Source organism: Rhodococcus sp. P1Y (genome assembly GCF_003641205.1).
Lineage (GTDB): Bacteria > Actinomycetota > Actinomycetes > Mycobacteriales > Mycobacteriaceae > Rhodococcoides.
The window spans coordinates 4,255,832-4,272,142 of sequence record NZ_CP032762.1 but is presented as its reverse complement, the minus strand read 5'-3'; the positions used below and the strand labels follow the sequence as shown (position 1 = coordinate 4,272,142).

Sequence of the window (16,311 nt, the reverse complement as noted above, 5' to 3'; positions counted from 1 at the left end):
CACCATGTCCTCGACCAGTCTCGACCCCGACAGTCCGGGTCGTTCCGTAGCTTCCACACCCGGTGGTCCGGGCCTGCGGCCCTCTCCTCGCAAGGGGAAGAAGTTCCGCGGGTCCGGATCGGTCGGTCCGTTCGGGCTCGGCGTGGCGATGTTGTGGCTCAGCGTAATCGTGTTGCTGCCGCTCGCTGCTCTGACCGTCAAATCCTTCGACGACGGCATCGTCGGTTTCTGGGACGCGGTCACTGCGCCTCGGGCCGTGGCCACGTTCAAGGTGACGCTCGAGGTGTCGGCGGCTGCTGCCCTCGTGAACCTCGTGTTCGGAACGCTGATCGCATGGGTGCTCGTTCGTGACGAGTTCCCCGGCAAGCGGTTCGTCAACGCGTTGATCGATCTTCCGTTCGCCCTGCCGACCATTGTTGCCAGTCTCGTGCTGCTGTCGTTGTACGGCCCCGCGAGCCCTGTCGGTCTGGTGTTCAACGCCACCAAGCCTGCCGTCGTGGTGGCCCTGTTGTTCGTCACACTTCCATTTGTCGTGCGCGCCGTGCAGCCGGTGCTGATCGAACTCGACAACGAGGTGGAGGAAGCAGCCGCATCGCTCGGGGCCAACAATTGGACGATATTTCGTTCGATCGTGCTGCCCGTCCTGCTTCCATCGGTTCTCAGCGGTACCGGTCTGGCGTTTGCGCGCGCAATCGGCGAATTCGGGTCCGTTGTGCTCATCGGGGGCAACATCCCGGGTGAGACTCAGATTGCGTCGCAGTACATCCGTGAACTGATCGAATACGATCAGCCCGTGGACGCCGCCGCGATCTCGGTGGTGTTGTTGGCACTGGCCTTCGTCGTCCTGTTCGTCCTGCGCATCATCGGCAACCGTTTGGCGCGACGTGAGGAGCAAACTCGATGAAGATCGGACTGCCGGTCAAGATCTCGCTTCGCACGGTGGCATTGCTCTACCTCGCCGCGCTTGTTCTGTTTCCTCTCGGCGCCATCCTCTATCGCACGTTCGAGGACGGGTTCGCCGCGTTCTGGGGTCTGATCACGACACCCGCTTCGCAATCTGCGCTTCAGTTGTCGCTGTTGATCGTGGCTATAGTCGTGCCGATCAACGTCGTCTTCGGTGTGATCACTGCGCTCGCTCTGGTCCGAGGACGATTCCGCGGCAAGGGAATCGTCGAAGCCATCGTCGATTTGCCGTTCGCTGTGTCACCGATCGTCACGGGTGTCGCGCTGATTCTGCTGTGGGGTGCCAACGGTTGGTTCGGGGGAGTGGAAAGTCTCGGATTCAAGATCATCTTCGCCCTGCCTGGCATGGTGATAGCAACAATTTTCGTCACCCTCCCGTTCGTGGTTCGCGAAGTCGAGCCGGTCCTGTACGAGATCGGTGAAGAACAGGAAGAGGCGGCCTCCACGCTCGGTGCGTCGTCACTGCAGACGTTCTGGCGAATCACACTTCCCGCGATCCGATGGGGACTGACGTACGGCATCGTGCTGACGGTGGCGAGATCGCTCGGGGAGTTCGGTGCAGTCATCATGGTGTCGACGAACCTTCCCGGCATTTCGCAAACCTTGACGCTTCTCGTCAACTCGCGTTACGAGGACTTCAACCAGCAGGGCGCATATGCCGCGTCGACTCTGCTCATGGCTATCGCCGTCATCGTCCTGCTCCTGATGACGACCCTCGACAAGAAGAGGACGAAGTAATGACCGTACAGAAATCCGACGAGATCGAAATCTCCGTTGTCGGTGCCAACAAGCATTACGGTGACTTCGCAGCGCTCGACAACGTCAGCATCGACATACCGAAAGGTTCGCTGACCGCCCTGCTCGGGCCCAGCGGGTCGGGCAAGTCGACACTGCTCAGATCTATTGCCGGCCTGGAACAGTTGGACTCCGGCCAGGTGATTCTCGGAGGCCAGGACGTCACCTGGATCAGTCCTCAGCGTCGCGAGATCGGGTTCGTGTTCCAGCACTACGCGGCGTTCAAACACCTCAGCGTGCGAGACAACGTCGCGTTCGGGCTCAAGATCAGGAAGCGCCCCAAGGACGAGATCAAGCGCAAGGTGGACGAGCTTCTCGAAATCGTCGGTCTCGCGGGATTTCACACTCGCTTTCCCGCGCAGTTGTCCGGTGGACAGCGTCAGCGCATGGCTCTTGCCCGCGCGCTGGCTGTCGATCCACAGGTACTCCTGCTCGACGAACCGTTCGGCGCATTGGACGCCAAGGTTCGTGAGGACCTACGGACATGGCTACGACGCCTTCACGACGAGGTCCACGTCACGACGGTCCTGGTCACCCACGACCAGGAAGAAGCACTCGATGTCGCGGACCGCATTGCGGTGCTGAACAAGGGCAGGATCGAACAGATCGGAACCCCCGAGGACTTGTACGATCGGCCGGACAACAACTTCGTCATGTCGTTCCTCGGGCAGGTCGCGCGACTGAATGGTCAGTTGGTCCGTCCGCACGACATCCGCGTCGGCCGGGATCCCTCCCTCTCGCAAGCGCAGGCAAGCGGTACAGCAGAGTCGGCTGGAGTCACGCGCGCAATCGTGGAGCGCGTCGTGCACCTCGGTTTCGAGGTCAAGGTGGAACTGAAGAACACCGCAACCGGCGAACAGTTCGCTGCACAGATCACCCGCGGCGACAGCGAAGCTCTGCAACTCGCCCCGGGCGAAACCGTCTACGCGCGGGCGACGCGGATCCCCAAGATTGCATCCACCGGAGACGTCGTCGAAACAAGCCCTCTGGAGCGAGCAGCGTCGAGCTAGCCCGACCGACGACAAGCCGGGGCCGCGTCCAACGTTGCCCCGGTTTTCGTTGTCTCCTGTGTGACCGACTGTCTCATTCGGTCACTCTGAGTGTGCGACTGTCTCATTCGGTCACCGGGGCCCAAAGCGACTGTCTCATTCGGTCACCTACGCCTCGGCGTGGCAAGCACCGAACTGTGGGCGAAACGGACCGAAACCCCGGATCGTGATGGATTCCATAGGGCGCCGGGGCCCGCCGTTATCTATCGTCGGAGTGCATGCGCGAAGTGTTCAATTCCCACGCCAGGCTGTCCTGGGTGCTGGCCGGACTTGCAGGTCTGGTCGGCGCTGCCGCGTTCACCAACACCGCTGGTTACTTCGTCACGTTCATGACGGGAAATACCGAACGCGGGGCCGTTGGGTTCTTTCGTGGTGAGAACGCCATGGCGGGTGCAGCAATTCTGCTCATCCTGACGTTCGTCGGGGGCGTCGTTATTGCGTCACTGTGCAGGCGACATCTGTGGAAAGACCATCCACACGGCGCGACAGTTCTCACGACGATTGCCTTGGCGATCGCGTCGGTGGTCGACGTGATCTTGAGCGGGTGGAGTGCGCCGCAGGTGCAATTCGTACCGATCCTCTTCATCTCGTTCGCAATGGGCGCACTGAATACGTCGTTCGTGAAGAACGGTGAGGTGTCGATTCCACTCAGCTACGTCACTGGCACATTGGTCAAGATGGGGCAGGGGATCGAACGGCACATCAGTGGTGGATCCGCAAAAGACTGGCTCGAATATTTCCTGCTCTATGCAGGGTTCACACTGGGTGCGGTGATCGGCGGCGTGATGAGTGTGTTCATCACTGGACCTCAGGTGTTGATCGCGGCGACCGTCGTCTGCCTGGTCACCACGTTGTACACGTATCAGCGGACGGTGGAGGACTCGTCGATCCTAGGCTGACGTCAGGCGGTGATTCTTGTCGAGACCGTCAGTGCCGCAGTCTCGTAACGGCTCGACACCACGTCGGCGACGAGCGGATGGTCGCCCAGCACGCCTGCACGCACGGCTGACGGCATCAGCTCGTCGACGATGTCGAATACCCGGTCCGTCAACAGGCCGGGCGCGAGAAACCAAGGTGCGACGACGATTCGATCGGCGCCTGCCGCTTCGATGCGGGCCAACGCTTCGGCCGGCTGCGGATCCCGAGCAGTTGCAAAGCAGGTCACGGCAGTGGTCCACGCAGTGCCCGACAGCAGGCGTTCTGCCAATGCTCGTGTCCGTTGATTGGCAGGAGCGTGCGAGGAGCCGACAGCTGTCAGCAAGACGCCGACCCCGGCGTCGGCTATGTCGACACCTGACTGGACGATGCGGGCCCGCACAGCAGCGATCAACCGCGGATCGTCACCGAGAACCTCGGCCTGGACCAGCACCAGATGCGGATGTCGAGCTCGCGCTGCGTCCAGCAGAGCTGGCAGGTCGACACGTGCGTGAAATGCGTTCCCCAGCAACAACGGTACAAGCACAGCTGACCGGATACCTTCGGAGGCAACCTCGTTCAACACCTCGTCGACGCTGGGAGACGTCAAGTCCAGGAATGCCACGCGTACGTCGAGATCGGGACGTCGACGGCGGACCTGTCGGACGACGGCTGCCACGGTGCGCTCGGAGCGTGGATCGCGGCTGCCGTGTCCGACGGCAATCAGGGTGTTCATACAACTGCAGGCGCGGCGGTTCCGAGTTCGACCGCCGACAGAGCATCGCCGACGAGACCTGCGGCGAGCGTATTTCCGCCTGCCGGGTCGATCAGCAGGAAGCTGCCGGTATGGCGATTGACGGCATAGTCATCGGCGACGATCGGCTCGGCCACGCGAACAGAGATTCGGCCGATGTCGTTGAGCTCCAAGGACTCCGGTGAGGGGTCTGCTGTGAGGTTCTGCTCGTCGAACTTTTCCACCAACGTGCCGACAATGGCTTGAGTCGTTCGAGTGCCGTGCTTGAGAAGCAGGCGGGCACCGGCGCGTAGAGGCTTCTCGGCGAGCCAGCACACGGTGGCGTCGAATTCGCCGATGGGCTCCGGCGCATCCTGTGGGGAGACGATGGTGTCGCCGCGCGAGACGTCGACGTCGTCGGCGAGGATCAGGGTGACGCTTCGGCCGGCATTCGCGGTTGCGAGTACGCCGTCGGCGGTGTCGATGCGCTCGACAGTGGTCCGGGTGCCCGACGGAAGAACGAGTACCTCGTCGCCGGGGGATACGGTGCCTGCCGCGACCTGTCCGGCGTAACCGCGGTAGTCCGGGAATTCTGCCGTGCGAGGGCGAATGACGTACTGGACGGGGAACCTGAGACCGACGCGATGAGGTTCGGCATCGACCGGCACCGACTCGAGATGTTCGATCAGGGTGGGCCCGTCGTAGTACGGGGTGTTCGTCGAACGCACAGCGACGTTGTCGCCGTGCAGCGCAGAGACGGGAATCTCGGTGACGTCCTCGGTTGCCCACCCCAGCGAACTCGTCAGGGAGTTGAATTCCGCGGAGATGTCCGCAAACACCTGAGCCGGGTCGGGGACGAGGTCGATCTTGTTGACGGCGAGAACCAGCTTGGGTACTCCGAGAAGTGCGAGAACCGCGGCGTGCCTGCGGGTCTGGGTGATGACGCCTTTACGGGCATCGACGAGGAGAATGACAAGCTGAGCCGTCGAGGCGCCGGACACGGTATTGCGGGTGTACTGAACGTGTCCCGGGGTATCGGCGAGTACGAACGAGCGCGCAGGCGTAGCGAAGTAGCGGTACGCCACGTCGATGGTGATGCCCTGTTCGCGCTCGGCACGCAAGCCGTCGACGAGCAACGACAGGTCGGGAGTGCTGAGGCCGCGGTCCACGGACGCGCGGGTGACGGCGTCGATCTGGTCGGCTAGAACGGATTTCGTGTCGTACAGCAACCGCCCGACCAGGGTGGACTTGCCGTCGTCGACACTGCCTGCGGTGGCGAGACGTAGAAGCTGTGAGCCCATCAGAAGTATCCTTCGCGCTTGCGGTCTTCCATGGCTGCCTCGGAGACGCGGTCGTCACCGCGGGTTGCGCCGCGTTCGGTGAGGCGGGATGCGGCCACTTCGGCCAGAATTGCCTCGTTGTCGGCGGCGTCCGACAGAACAGCGCCGGTGGTGGATCCGTCGCCGACGGTGCGGTAGCGCACCGAGAGGGTCTGCAACTCTTCCGATTCGGTGGGACCACCCCACACGCCGGGCGTCATCCACATACCGTCACGCTGGTAGACCGGGCGCTGGTGGGCGTAGTAGATGCTGGCGAGTTCGACGTTTTCGCGGGCAATGTAGCGCCAGATGTCGAGTTCGGTGAAGTTGCTCAGTGGAAACACTCGCACCTGCTCACCCGGTGAGTGCTTGCCGTTGTACAGATTCCACAGCTCGGGACGCTGCTTCTTGGGGTCCCACTGGCCGAAGGCGTTGCGCAAAGAGAAGATTCGCTCCTTGGCGCGCGCACGTTCCTCGTCGCGACGGGCTCCGCCGAAGATTGCATCGAAGCGGTTCTCCGAGATGGAGTCCAACAGGGGCACGGTCTGCAACGGGTTACGAATTCCGTCCGGGCGCTCGGTGAGACGGCCGTCGGCGATGTAGTCCTCCACGCTGGCGACATGCAGGCGCAGGTTGTACTTGGCCACGACGTAGTCGCGGAAGTCCAACACCTCCTGCAGGTTGTGGCCGGTGTCGACGTGGAGCAGCGTGAACGGCAGCGGGGCAGGCCAGAACGCCTTGATCGCCAGGTGCAGCAGGACCGTCGAGTCCTTGCCGCCGGAGAACAGGATGACCGGCCGCTCGAACTCGCCGGCAACCTCTCGAAAGATGTGAATGGCTTCCGATTCGAGAGCGTCGAGGGTGTCGAAACGGTCGCTGTCGATGGTGGTGCGCTCGGACAGCACTGTCGATGTCGATGTCATGAGGCGTGCAACCCACATTCCGTTTTGGCCTTACCGGCCCACCGACCGCTACGCGGATCGGCGCCGGGGGCGGGCTTGACGGTGCACGGTGCGCACCCGATCGAGGGATATCCTTCGTCGACGAGCGGGTTGACGAGGATGGAGTGTTCGTCGATGTAACGCTGCATGTCGTCGTCGGACCATGCGGCGATCGGATTGATCTTCACCAGTCCGAATGCGTCGTCGAACGAAACGAGGGGCGCGTTGGCCCGGGTGGGGGCCTCGACCCGTCGAATGCCGGTGACCCAGGCGCTGTAGTTCGCCAGTTCCTTCTTGAGCGGTGCGACCTTGCGCATGGCGCAGCACCGGTTCGGCTCGCGCGCGAACAGGTCCTTGCCCTCGATCGCATCCTGCTGCGGGACAGTGAGATCCGCACGCGCGTTGATGATGTTGACGCCGTAGACAGCCTCGACGGCGTCGCGGGTGCCGATGGTCTCGGCGAAGTGGTAGCCGGTATCGAGGAACAAGACGTCGACACCCGGACGCACCTGTGCTGCAAGGTGAACCAGAACGGCATCCTGCATGTTCGACGCGACGATGAAGTTCTTTCCGAACTCACGTTCGGTCCACTCGAGAAGCTCGACGGCGTTCGCGCCGTCGAGTTCACGGGCGCCGCGCTCGGCGATCGCCTTCAGCTCGTCGACCGACAAATCCATACGGGTACTCATCGCAAATCCGCCTCGTCTGCTCGTACGGCCCACTGAGCGAACCGTTCGCCGTCTTCGCGGTGCTTCACGAAATTCCGCACCACTCTGTCGATGTAATCTCCCAGCTCGGTGCTGTTGACCTTGTGCTGACGCAACTTGCGCCCGAATGCACTGTCCAGTCCGAGGCTGCCTCCTAGGTGAACCTGGAAGCCCTCGACCTGATTCCCGTCGCCGTCGTCGACCAACATCCCCTTGAATCCGATATCGGCGATCTGCGACCGCGCACACGAGTTGGGGCATCCGTTGATGTTGATGGTCACCGGGACGTCGAGCTGGCTGTTGATGTCGGCTAGGCGCTGCTCGAGTTCGGGGACGAGAACCTGTGAACGCTTTCGGGTTTCGGCGAACGACAGCTTGCAGAATTCGATCCCGCTGCAGGCCATCAGGTTCTTGCGCCAGTGCGACGGCCTGGCCGGGAGACCCAGCGCGTCCAGATCGCTGATCAGTGCTTCGAGCTTGTCGTCGGGCACGTCGAGCACGATGAGCTTTTGGTACGGCGTGAAGCGGATGCGGTCCGAGCCTGCCTTCTCGGCAGCGTCGGCGACCTGACCCAGGATCGTGCCGGAGACGCGTCCAGCGATGGGCGCGACGCCGACCGCGTTGAGCCCGTTTTTCAGCTTCTGAATGCCGACGTGATCACGCGGACGTGAGGGCTTCTCGGGTGCGGGCCCGTCGATGAGCTTGCGATGCAGGTACTCGTCTTCGAGCACCTGGCGGAACTTCTCGATGCCCCAGTCCTTGATGAGGAACTTGAGCCGGGCCTTCGCGCGCAGACGGCGGTAGCCGTAGTCGCGGAAGATCGACACAACGCCCTCCCACACGTCGGGGACTTCGGCGAGCGGCACCCAGACGCCGACGCGCTGCGCCAGCATCGGGTTGGTGGACAGACCGCCGCCGACCCAGAGGTCGAGGCCAGGGCCGTGTTCGGGGTGGTTGACGCCGATGAAGGCGACGTCGTTGATCTCGTGAACGACGTCCTGGAGTCCGGAGATCGCCGTCTTGAACTTGCGTGGGAGGTTCGAGTACTCCGGCTTGCCGATGTAGCGCTCGACGATCTGGTCGATAGCGGGGGTCGGGTCCAGGATCTCGTCCACGGCTTCGCCAGCCAACGGGGACCCGAGCACGACGCGTGGGCAGTCGCCGCAGGCCTCGGTCGTCTTCAGACCCACTGCTTCGATGCGACGCCAGATCTCGGGGACGTTTTCGACCTCGATCCAGTGGTACTGAACGTTCTCGCGATCGGACAAGTCGGCGGTGTCGCGACCGAAGTCCTTCGAGATACCGGCGAGAGTACGGAGCTGCTCGACGTTGAGCGCTCCAGCGTCGCACCGGATGCGCATCATGAAGTACCGGGCTTCGAGCAGGTCGAGATTCTCGTCGCCGGTGAACGTGCCGTCGTAGCCCTGCTCACGCTGGGTGTAAAGACCCCACCAGCGGAAGCGGCCGCGTAGGTCGCCCTTGTCGATGCTGTCGAAGCCCTGTTTCGAGTAGATGTTCTCGATGCGGGCGCGAACGTTGAGCGGGTTGTCGTCCTTCTTCGCCTGCTCGTTCGCGTTCAGCGGCTCACGATAACCGAGTGCCCACTGGCCCTCGGCCCTGCGCTTCGTCGGACGAGCGGTGCGTTCCCTCGGGGCAACGCGCGCGGGGTCGGACGATGCGGCGGGCGTTGCCGCGTCGGTGGTCGACGACATCGATGTGCTCCTGGATCTTTCGACTCCCGGGCGGCTGCGGAGAGAGGGCTGATTCTCACCGCGTGCACGCTCATCCGGACGGATCTTGGGTCTGACGAGAAATGTGCTGCTGTAGGCCGGGTCGAGCGGGCTGGCGCAGAGCTCAGCTACATGCTCGACAACAACGACACGACGAACTGCAAACACGCTTGAGATCTACATGGCGGCGCGCCACGAGGGGGATCCCAGAGTCAGTCACGGTGACCATTGTGCCACGGCCTAAGCCCAGGTCCGACCGCGGTAGCGCTATTTACCCCAAATCGAAGGTAAATAGGCTGGCAGAGCAGGTGAAAAGTTTTCGATCGCATCGGTGGCGGGGGAGTGTAGCGGCTTCTGGGAGACTGGACCGGTGAATCTTCTGGCTGCACCCACCGCCCATCTCGAATTGCCCGACGCGGCATTCGAGGGCGTGGGACGACGGCCGTTCGGGATCTACGTCCATGTCCCCTTCTGCGCTACTCGGTGCGGATACTGCGATTTCAACACCTACACGGCCGGTGAGCTGGGAACTTCCGCGTCGCCGCAGTCGTGGATGGAAGGGCTCCGTCGCGAACTCGGTGCTGCGGCCGCGTTGATGAGCGAGCGGGCCGGGCACGTCCCCACGGCCGACACGGTGTTCGTCGGGGGCGGGACGCCCTCGTTGCTCGGCGGAAGTGGATTGACCGACGTGCTCGACGCCGTCCGCGGGAGTTTCGGGCTCACCACGGACGCCGAGGTCACCACCGAATCGAACCCGGAATCGACATCACCGGAGTTCTTCGAGCAGCTGCACTCCGCCGGCTTCACCCGGATTTCCCTGGGCATGCAGTCCGCCGCGCCGCACGTGTTGGCAGTTCTGGACAGAACGCATACCCCTGGCCGTGCGGTTGCTGCGGCGAAGGAAGCGCGGGCGGCGGGGTTCGATCACGTCAACCTGGACCTCATCTACGGCACCCCCGGCGAACGCGACGTCGATCTGGACGCGTCGCTGGCTGCGGTACTGGAAGCAGGCGTCGACCACGTGTCCGCCTACGCGCTCATCGTCGAGGACGGCACCGCAATGGCTAGGAAAGTCCGCCGGGGCGAGCTTCCGATGCCGGACGACGATGTGCTCGCCAGCAGATACGAGCGCATCGATTCGGTGCTTTCCGAGGCGGGTCTGCACTGGTACGAGGTGTCCAACTGGGCTACGGGTCGAGACGCCGAATGCAAGCACAACATCGGCTACTGGGATGGCGGCGACTGGTGGGGTGCAGGTCCCGGCGCGCACAGCCACATCGGCGGCACCCGCTTCTGGAACGTCAAGCACCCCGCCCGATATGCAGAGCAGTTGGTGTCGGGTGAGCTTCCGGTGGCGGGCAGCGAGTTACTGACCGCCGGGGACCGGCACCTCGAACAGCTCATGCTCGAAATCAGACTCAGGACCGGTCTGTCCGCGGCTGCGCTCGACGACTCGGAACGCCGTGCAGCGGACCAGGTCGTCGCGGATGGTCTCATGGTCGTGGAGGGTGAGAACTACGTCCTGACCGATCGGGGACGGCTGCTCGCCGACGCTGTGGTGCGCGCGATTGCGGCGTAGCCGCCCGTGGGATTGCGGCGTAGCCGCCCGTGGGATTGCGGCGTAGCCGCCCGTGCGTGCGTAGTTACCGCGGGGCGTAACTACGCACGCACGGCTCGAGACTTGCATCGTGCGTGCGTAGTTACCGCCGGACGTAATTATTCGTGCACGGGCGGCGTCGCCGCGAGAAAGTCGTAATCGAACACCCTCGCGTGCAGGACTGTGCGGTTCCGCAGCGCAGCCCGCACCGCGCGGTGTAGGCCGTCCTCGAGGTACACCACACCTCGGTAGTGCACGGCATGGGGAAACAGGTCGCCGTAGAACGTCGAGTCCTCGGACAGCAGACGGTCGAGTTCGAGAACTTTCGTCGTCGTCACGATCTCATCGAGCCGCAACTGACGTGGGGGAATCTTCGACCAATCGCGTAAGGACAGACCATGCTCCGGGTACGGCTTACCGTCGCGAACGCCCTTGAAGATCATGAGGTGAACGTCGTCGGAGTCGAATAGGCCACCGCACCACACTAAGGCCTTGAAGCGGTGATCGTTCGACGGCTACTAGACTCGGGCGACGACCTCGCCCTTGGCGGGCTGCACGTGACGGAGAACGGATCGGAGGGGGATCGAAGACAATGTCGAGTACGGACGACAGGCGGTTCGAGGTTTTGCGCGCGATCGTCGCCGACTACGTCTCCACTCAGGAACCCGTCGGCTCACGTGCATTGGTCGAACGCCACAACCTGGGCGTGTCCAGCGCAACTGTGCGCAACGACATGGCGGTCCTCGAGGCAGAGGGCTACATCGCGCAGCCGCACACCAGCTCGGGTCGCGTGCCGACGGACAAGGGATACCGGCAGTTCGTCGATCGCATCGCCGACGTCAAACCGCTGTCACCTGCCGAACGTCGCGCGATTCTGGAATTCCTCGAGAACGGTGTCGATCTCGACGACGTGCTTCGACGCGGTGTGAGGTTGCTGGCGCAGCTGACGCGTCAGGTAGCCGTCGTTCAGTATCCAACTCTGTCGGTGTCCTCGGTTCGCCACCTCGAGATCGTCGCGCTCACCCCGGCACGCTTGCTCATGGTTCTCATCACGGATTCCGGTCGTGTCGACCAGCGCATCGTCGAGCTCGGCGACGTCATCGACGACGAGGAGCTCTCGCAGTTGCGTCGACTTCTCGGCGGCGCGCTCGAGGGCAAGCGCCTGGCTGCGGCATCGGCTGCGGTGGCAGAACTCGCCGAGAACGCACCGGCGTCACTGCGCAACGCGACGATCAGATCGGCGTCCGTGCTGATCGAATCGCTCGTCGAACACCCCGAGGAGCGGCTGGTGTTGGGCGGGACTGCGAACCTGACCCGCAACGCGGCCGACTTCGCCGGAGATGCAGGTTTTCCGGGCTCGCTCCGCGCAGTTCTCGAAGCGCTGGAGGAGCAGGTGGTAGTACTGAAACTGCTGGCTGTGACGCAGGACACCAGGACTGTGACGGTGCGCATCGGCGAGGAAACCCAGGTCGAGGAGATGCGTGGAACCTCGGTGATTTCCACTGGTTACGGTTCGGCTGGCATGGTGCTGGGAGGAATGGGTGTGCTCGGGCCCACGCGAATGGACTACCCAGGAACAATTGCATCGGTCGCAGCCGTTGCCAGATACATCGGCGAGGTCCTCGCGGAACGCTGAAGATTTCGGCATCGGTGCACGACGGCAGTGCACAACGTATTCGATCGACGGCGTGGTCGATCATCACGACGGACTTGACTCAACTACAACGACCTGAACGAAAGAGACTTACGTGGCACGGGACTATTACGGAACACTCGGCGTCGGTCAGAAGGCCACCGACCAGGAGATCAAGCGCGCCTACCGCAAGCTGGCCCGCGAACTCCACCCCGATGTGAATCCGGACGAGGCCGCTCAGGCTCGGTTCAAGGAGATCTCGACCGCTTACGAGGTGCTGTCGGATCCGGAGAAGCGCCGTGTCGTCGACCTCGGCGGCGACCCGCTTCAGCAAGGTGGAGGCGGGGGCGGTGGATTCGGCGGCGCCGGGTTCGGCGGTGGCCTTGGTGATGTGTTCGAAGCGTTCTTCGGCGGTGGCGCCGGCGGTGCGAGCCGTGGTCCACGTGGACGAACTCAGCCGGGGGCGGATTCCCTCCTGCGAACGAGGCTGACGCTCGACGAATGTGCATCGGGTGTCACCAAGCACATTACCGTCGACACCGCGATTCTGTGTGATCTGTGTACCGGTTCCGGAACCAACGGTGACTCCAAGCCCGTTCGTTGTGAGACGTGTGGCGGCGCGGGCGAGGTTCAATCGGTCCAGCGCTCGTTCCTCGGCCAGGTCATGACGTCACGTCCCTGCCCGACGTGTCGCGGCGCAGGCGAGACCATCCCCGACCCGTGCCGCAAGTGCGCAGGCGACGGCCGCGTGCGTTCGCGTCGCGACATCTCGGTGAAGGTTCCCGTCGGGGTCAGCAACGGAATGCGCATCAGGCTGGCGTCGCAAGGCGAGGTCGGCCCCGGCGGCGGTCCTGCGGGCGACTTGTACGTCGAAATCGTCGAGCAGCAGCACGAGGTGTTCGTCCGTGACGGCGACGACCTGCATTGCACCATCCGCGTACCGATGGTCGACGCCGCACTCGGAACGTCGGTGTCCATCGACGCCATCATCGACGGTCCCACCGAGATCTCGATCGACCAGGGAACCCAGCCCGGCGCGGTCGCGGTGCTTCGTGGACACGGCATGCCGAAGCTGCGATCCGGAATCCGTGGCGATCTGCACGCGCACCTCGAAGTCGTCGTGCCGGCGAAGCTGGACAGCAAGCAGACGCAACTGTTGGAGGACCTGAAGCGACTGCGCGATCGGGATGCCGCCGAGGTCGTCACCACCGGCTCGCAGCACAGCGGCGGATTGTTCTCCCGCCTGCGGGAAGCATTCAGCGGTCGCTGACCCATGGCTGCGACCGTCTTCTATCTGCGCCACCTGCCTGATGTAGGCGGCACAGCCGTACTCGACGGCAAGGAAGGCCACCACGCGGCTACCGTCCGCCGCATCCGCGTCGGGGAGCGAATCCTGCTCTCCGACGGTGCAGGCGGGCTCGCGGACACCGTTGTGACCGCAGTCGAGCGGGATCGGCTCGAACTACTGGTCGACGCGCGTTCGGAGGCCCATCGGCCGACGCCGACCGTCGGGTTGGTGCAGGCCCTACCCAAGGCAGAGCGATCGGAGCTGTCGGTCGAACTGGCAACCGAGGCGGGAATCGACTCGATCTACCCGTGGCAATCGTCGCGCTGTGTCGCTCGGTGGGAGGGTGCCAAGGCCGTCAAAGGCGTCGCGAAGTGGCGCGGCGTCGCGGCCGCCGCTTCGAAGCAGTCGAGGCGGCCGTTCGTGCCCGAGGTTCACGATCTCCTCGACACGGCAGCCGTCGTGTCCTTGGTGACGTCTGTGACGGCCAGGGGCGGCATCGTCGCAGTGCTGCACGAGGCCGCTACCGCAGAATTCTCGTCGCTGCCTTTCCGGGACGTGTCGGAGGTGCTGCTCGTGGTGGGGCCTGAAGGTGGCATCGACGACAAGGAGATCGACAAGCTGACGGGCGCGGGTGCGACGCCGGTGATGTTGGGTCCCACGGTATTACGAACCTCGACTGCCGCAGCTGTTGCGCTCGGCGCAATCGGGGTGTCGACTGATCGGTGGTCCAGTGCGCCGCTCGACTTCGGGTCGGCATCGTGAATCGAATCAAGATTGCCTACGGTGCTCACCCGGAGCAGTTCGGGCACCTGTATCTCCCGGAAGGTTCTCCGACGGAGCCGATTCCGGTGGTCGCCGTCGTTCACGGCGGATCCTGGAGCGGCCGGTATGCCCTGAACCTCGGAACGCAGTACGCTGTCGAATTCGCTCGAGCAGGCTTCGCAGCCTGGAACATCGAGTACCGACGCATCGATGCCGGCGGCGCATGGCCGGAGATCAGCGCCGATGTTCTCGCGGCTCTGAACGCGATAGGCGATGTAGTACAAGAGCATTCGACGCTTCGGTTCGACATGGGAGACGTTCGATTGATCGGTCACTCGGCAGGTGGCCACCTTGCGATGTGGGCGGCGGGGCAGCAGGATTCGATCATCGGACTGTCCCGCGTGGTGTGTCAGGCCGGTGTACTGGATCTCACTGTCGGCCCGGCCAAGGGGATTGTCAGCCCGGTGCTGGAGGAATTGCTCGGCGTCGCCTACGACGACGATCCAGAGGCGTACCGCGCCGCGTCACCGATACACCTTCTACCGACCGGGATCCCTGTGCGCTGTATCCATGTTGGCCTCGACGTTCAGGTGCCCGTGTCCCAGAGCGAACGATACGTCGCCGCCGCTGTGGCTGCAGGTGACACGGCGTCCCTGACGGTCGTCGACGGCGAAGACCACTTCTCGTTTCTCCGGCCGGGGAGCGAGTGCTGGAAGCAGTCTCTCGCCGCGGTGCTCGATTAATGGGAATGCGTGTCGGTCCCCGAGCGTTAAACTCGAATCAACGAACCGACAGCGACACCCGAAAGCAGGCCATAGCCACCACGTGAGCGAACACAGCGAATTTCCCGCCGAGCGCCAGGTTCGATCGAGTATGGAATTGGCGCCCGACGCCGTTCCACCGCTACTCGGTGCCTCGGACGAGAATCTGCGGGCGTTGGAGCAGGTGCTCAGCGCGGACATCCACGTACGGGGAAACGCGGTGACGTTGACGGGCAAGGTCGCCGACGTTGCTCTGGCCGAGCGTGTGATCTCGGAGCTGGCTGCCGTCGTCAAGCGGGCTCAGCCTCTGACTCCCGACGCGGTCCGTCGAACGGTCGCCATGTTGACCGAGGGAGTGTCCGAGTCGCCCGCCGAGGTGCTCAGCCTGGACATTCTGTCGCGTCGGGGCAAGACCATCCGGCCCAAGACCCTCAATCAGAAGCGCTACGTCGACGCCATAGACGCCAACACCATCGTGTTCGGAATCGGCCCTGCCGGCACTGGCAAGACCTACCTTGCGATGGCGAAAGCCGTGCAGGCGTTGCAGGCAAAACAGGTCAGTCGCATCATTCTGACCAGGCCCGCGGTCGAAGCCGGTGAGCGTCTGGGGTTCCTGCCGGGGACCCTGCACGAGAAGATCGATCCCTATTTGCGGCCGCTGCACGACGCGTTGCACGACATGATGGACGTCGAAGCCATCCCGAAGCTGATGCAGGCAGGCGTCATCGAGGTGGCGCCGCTGGCGTACATGCGTGGGCGCACTCTCAACGACGCGTTCATCATTCTCGACGAGGCGCAGAACACCACCGCTGAACAGATGAAGATGTTCCTGACCAGGCTCGGTTTCGGTGCCAAGATCGTCGTCACCGGCGACGTCACCCAGGTCGACCTGCCCGGAGGAGCGCGTTCGGGTCTCCGTGCGGCAAGCGAAATTCTGACCGAGGTGGACGATATCCACTTCGCCCACCTCACCAGCAGTGACGTGGTCCGTCACCGTCTGGTGTCGGAGATCGTCGACGCGTACGAGCGTTTCGAGTCCTCGCGGGAGAGCAACGAACAGATCGGAAACCGAGCGGAGCGACGCTCGGGTGGTCCACGTTCTGCTCGCCGATAGACTG

At 63.6% G+C, this 16,311-nt stretch carries 16 protein-coding genes; 10 read left to right on the top strand and 6 right to left on the bottom strand.

Annotated features, from left to right (window positions below):
• Positions 1 to 4 precede the first annotated feature (4 nt).
• From cysT to D8W71_RS19695, 4 genes are all read left to right on the top strand, one after another.
• Positions 5 to 904 carry a sulfate ABC transporter permease subunit CysT gene (gene cysT, locus D8W71_RS19710; RefSeq protein ID WP_201265139.1) on the top strand — a complete coding sequence of 300 codons (900 nt, stop codon included), beginning with the start codon at positions 5 to 7 and terminating at the stop codon, positions 902 to 904.
• Entirely contained in the window at positions 901 to 1,701 is an 801-nt protein-coding gene (cysW, locus tag D8W71_RS19705; protein WP_121115838.1) for a sulfate ABC transporter permease subunit CysW, read from the top strand. The genes cysT and cysW overlap by 4 nt, the downstream gene beginning before the upstream one ends.
• Positions 1,701 to 2,768: a sulfate/molybdate ABC transporter ATP-binding protein gene (locus D8W71_RS19700; RefSeq protein ID WP_121115836.1), complete on the top strand. Its 1,068-nt coding sequence runs from the start codon at positions 1,701 to 1,703 to the stop codon at positions 2,766 to 2,768. Before cysW ends, D8W71_RS19700 begins: the two co-directional genes overlap by 1 nt.
• A gap of 257 nt (positions 2,769 to 3,025) precedes the next feature.
• Positions 3,026 to 3,706, top strand: coding sequence for a YoaK family protein (locus D8W71_RS19695; RefSeq protein ID WP_236077515.1), 681 nt, complete (start codon positions 3,026 to 3,028; stop codon positions 3,704 to 3,706).
• Between the two features lie 2 nt (positions 3,707 to 3,708).
• Here the strand turns inward: D8W71_RS19695 and D8W71_RS19690 are convergent, their stop codons facing one another.
• Genes D8W71_RS19690 through D8W71_RS19670 form a run of 5 tightly spaced genes read right to left on the bottom strand, consistent with a single transcriptional unit; the run spans position 3,709 to position 9,134 of the window.
• The gene (locus tag D8W71_RS19690) at positions 3,709 to 4,458 is read right to left on the bottom strand and encodes a sirohydrochlorin chelatase (protein WP_121115834.1); all 750 of its coding nucleotides are present in this window, start codon (positions 4,456 to 4,458) and stop codon (positions 3,709 to 3,711) included.
• A complete protein-coding gene (locus tag D8W71_RS19685) occupies positions 4,455 to 5,756 on the bottom strand; it encodes a sulfate adenylyltransferase subunit 1 (protein ID WP_121115832.1) in 1,302 nt (433 codons plus the stop codon). The genes D8W71_RS19690 and D8W71_RS19685 overlap by 4 nt, the downstream gene beginning before the upstream one ends.
• A complete protein-coding gene (cysD, locus tag D8W71_RS19680) occupies positions 5,756 to 6,697 on the bottom strand; it encodes a sulfate adenylyltransferase subunit CysD (RefSeq protein ID WP_121119598.1) in 942 nt (313 codons plus the stop codon). The genes D8W71_RS19685 and cysD overlap by 1 nt, the downstream gene beginning before the upstream one ends.
• Complete coding sequence (locus D8W71_RS19675) at positions 6,694 to 7,404, bottom strand: phosphoadenylyl-sulfate reductase (RefSeq protein WP_121115829.1); 711 nt, start codon at positions 7,402 to 7,404, stop codon at positions 6,694 to 6,696. The genes cysD and D8W71_RS19675 overlap by 4 nt, the downstream gene beginning before the upstream one ends.
• Positions 7,401 to 9,134 carry a nitrite/sulfite reductase gene (locus tag D8W71_RS19670; RefSeq protein ID WP_121115827.1) on the bottom strand — a complete coding sequence of 578 codons (1,734 nt, stop codon included), beginning with the start codon at positions 9,132 to 9,134 and terminating at the stop codon, positions 7,401 to 7,403. The genes D8W71_RS19675 and D8W71_RS19670 overlap by 4 nt, the downstream gene beginning before the upstream one ends.
• A gap of 388 nt (positions 9,135 to 9,522) precedes the next feature.
• Between D8W71_RS19670 and hemW the strand changes: the two genes are divergently transcribed.
• Positions 9,523 to 10,731, top strand: coding sequence for a radical SAM family heme chaperone HemW (hemW, locus tag D8W71_RS19665; protein WP_121119596.1), 1,209 nt, complete (start codon positions 9,523 to 9,525; stop codon positions 10,729 to 10,731).
• Between the two features lie 137 nt (positions 10,732 to 10,868).
• On the opposite strand, the gene D8W71_RS19660 is transcribed toward hemW, so the two are convergent.
• A complete protein-coding gene (locus D8W71_RS19660) occupies positions 10,869 to 11,192 on the bottom strand; it encodes a type II toxin-antitoxin system VapB family antitoxin (RefSeq protein WP_121119594.1) in 324 nt (107 codons plus the stop codon).
• A 149-nt stretch (positions 11,193 to 11,341) separates the two neighbouring features.
• Here D8W71_RS19660 and hrcA point away from each other — a divergent pair, with 149 nt between their 5' ends.
• From hrcA to D8W71_RS19635, 5 genes are all read left to right on the top strand, one after another.
• Positions 11,342 to 12,385, top strand: a complete 1,044-nt coding sequence (gene hrcA / locus D8W71_RS19655; protein WP_121115825.1) for a heat-inducible transcriptional repressor HrcA — start codon at positions 11,342 to 11,344, stop codon at positions 12,383 to 12,385.
• Between the two features lie 112 nt (positions 12,386 to 12,497).
• Positions 12,498 to 13,652, top strand: coding sequence for a molecular chaperone DnaJ (dnaJ, locus tag D8W71_RS19650; RefSeq protein WP_121115823.1), 1,155 nt, complete (start codon positions 12,498 to 12,500; stop codon positions 13,650 to 13,652).
• Between the two features lie 3 nt (positions 13,653 to 13,655).
• A complete protein-coding gene (locus D8W71_RS19645; RefSeq protein ID WP_121115821.1) occupies positions 13,656 to 14,432 on the top strand; it encodes a 16S rRNA (uracil(1498)-N(3))-methyltransferase in 777 nt (258 codons plus the stop codon).
• The gene (locus D8W71_RS19640) at positions 14,429 to 15,175 is read left to right on the top strand and encodes an alpha/beta hydrolase family protein (RefSeq protein ID WP_121119592.1); all 747 of its coding nucleotides are present in this window, start codon (positions 14,429 to 14,431) and stop codon (positions 15,173 to 15,175) included. The genes D8W71_RS19645 and D8W71_RS19640 overlap by 4 nt, the downstream gene beginning before the upstream one ends.
• Before the next feature lie 130 nt (positions 15,176 to 15,305).
• Complete coding sequence (locus tag D8W71_RS19635) at positions 15,306 to 16,307, top strand: PhoH family protein (RefSeq protein ID WP_236078094.1); 1,002 nt, start codon at positions 15,306 to 15,308, stop codon at positions 16,305 to 16,307.
• Positions 16,308 to 16,311 lie beyond the last annotated feature (4 nt).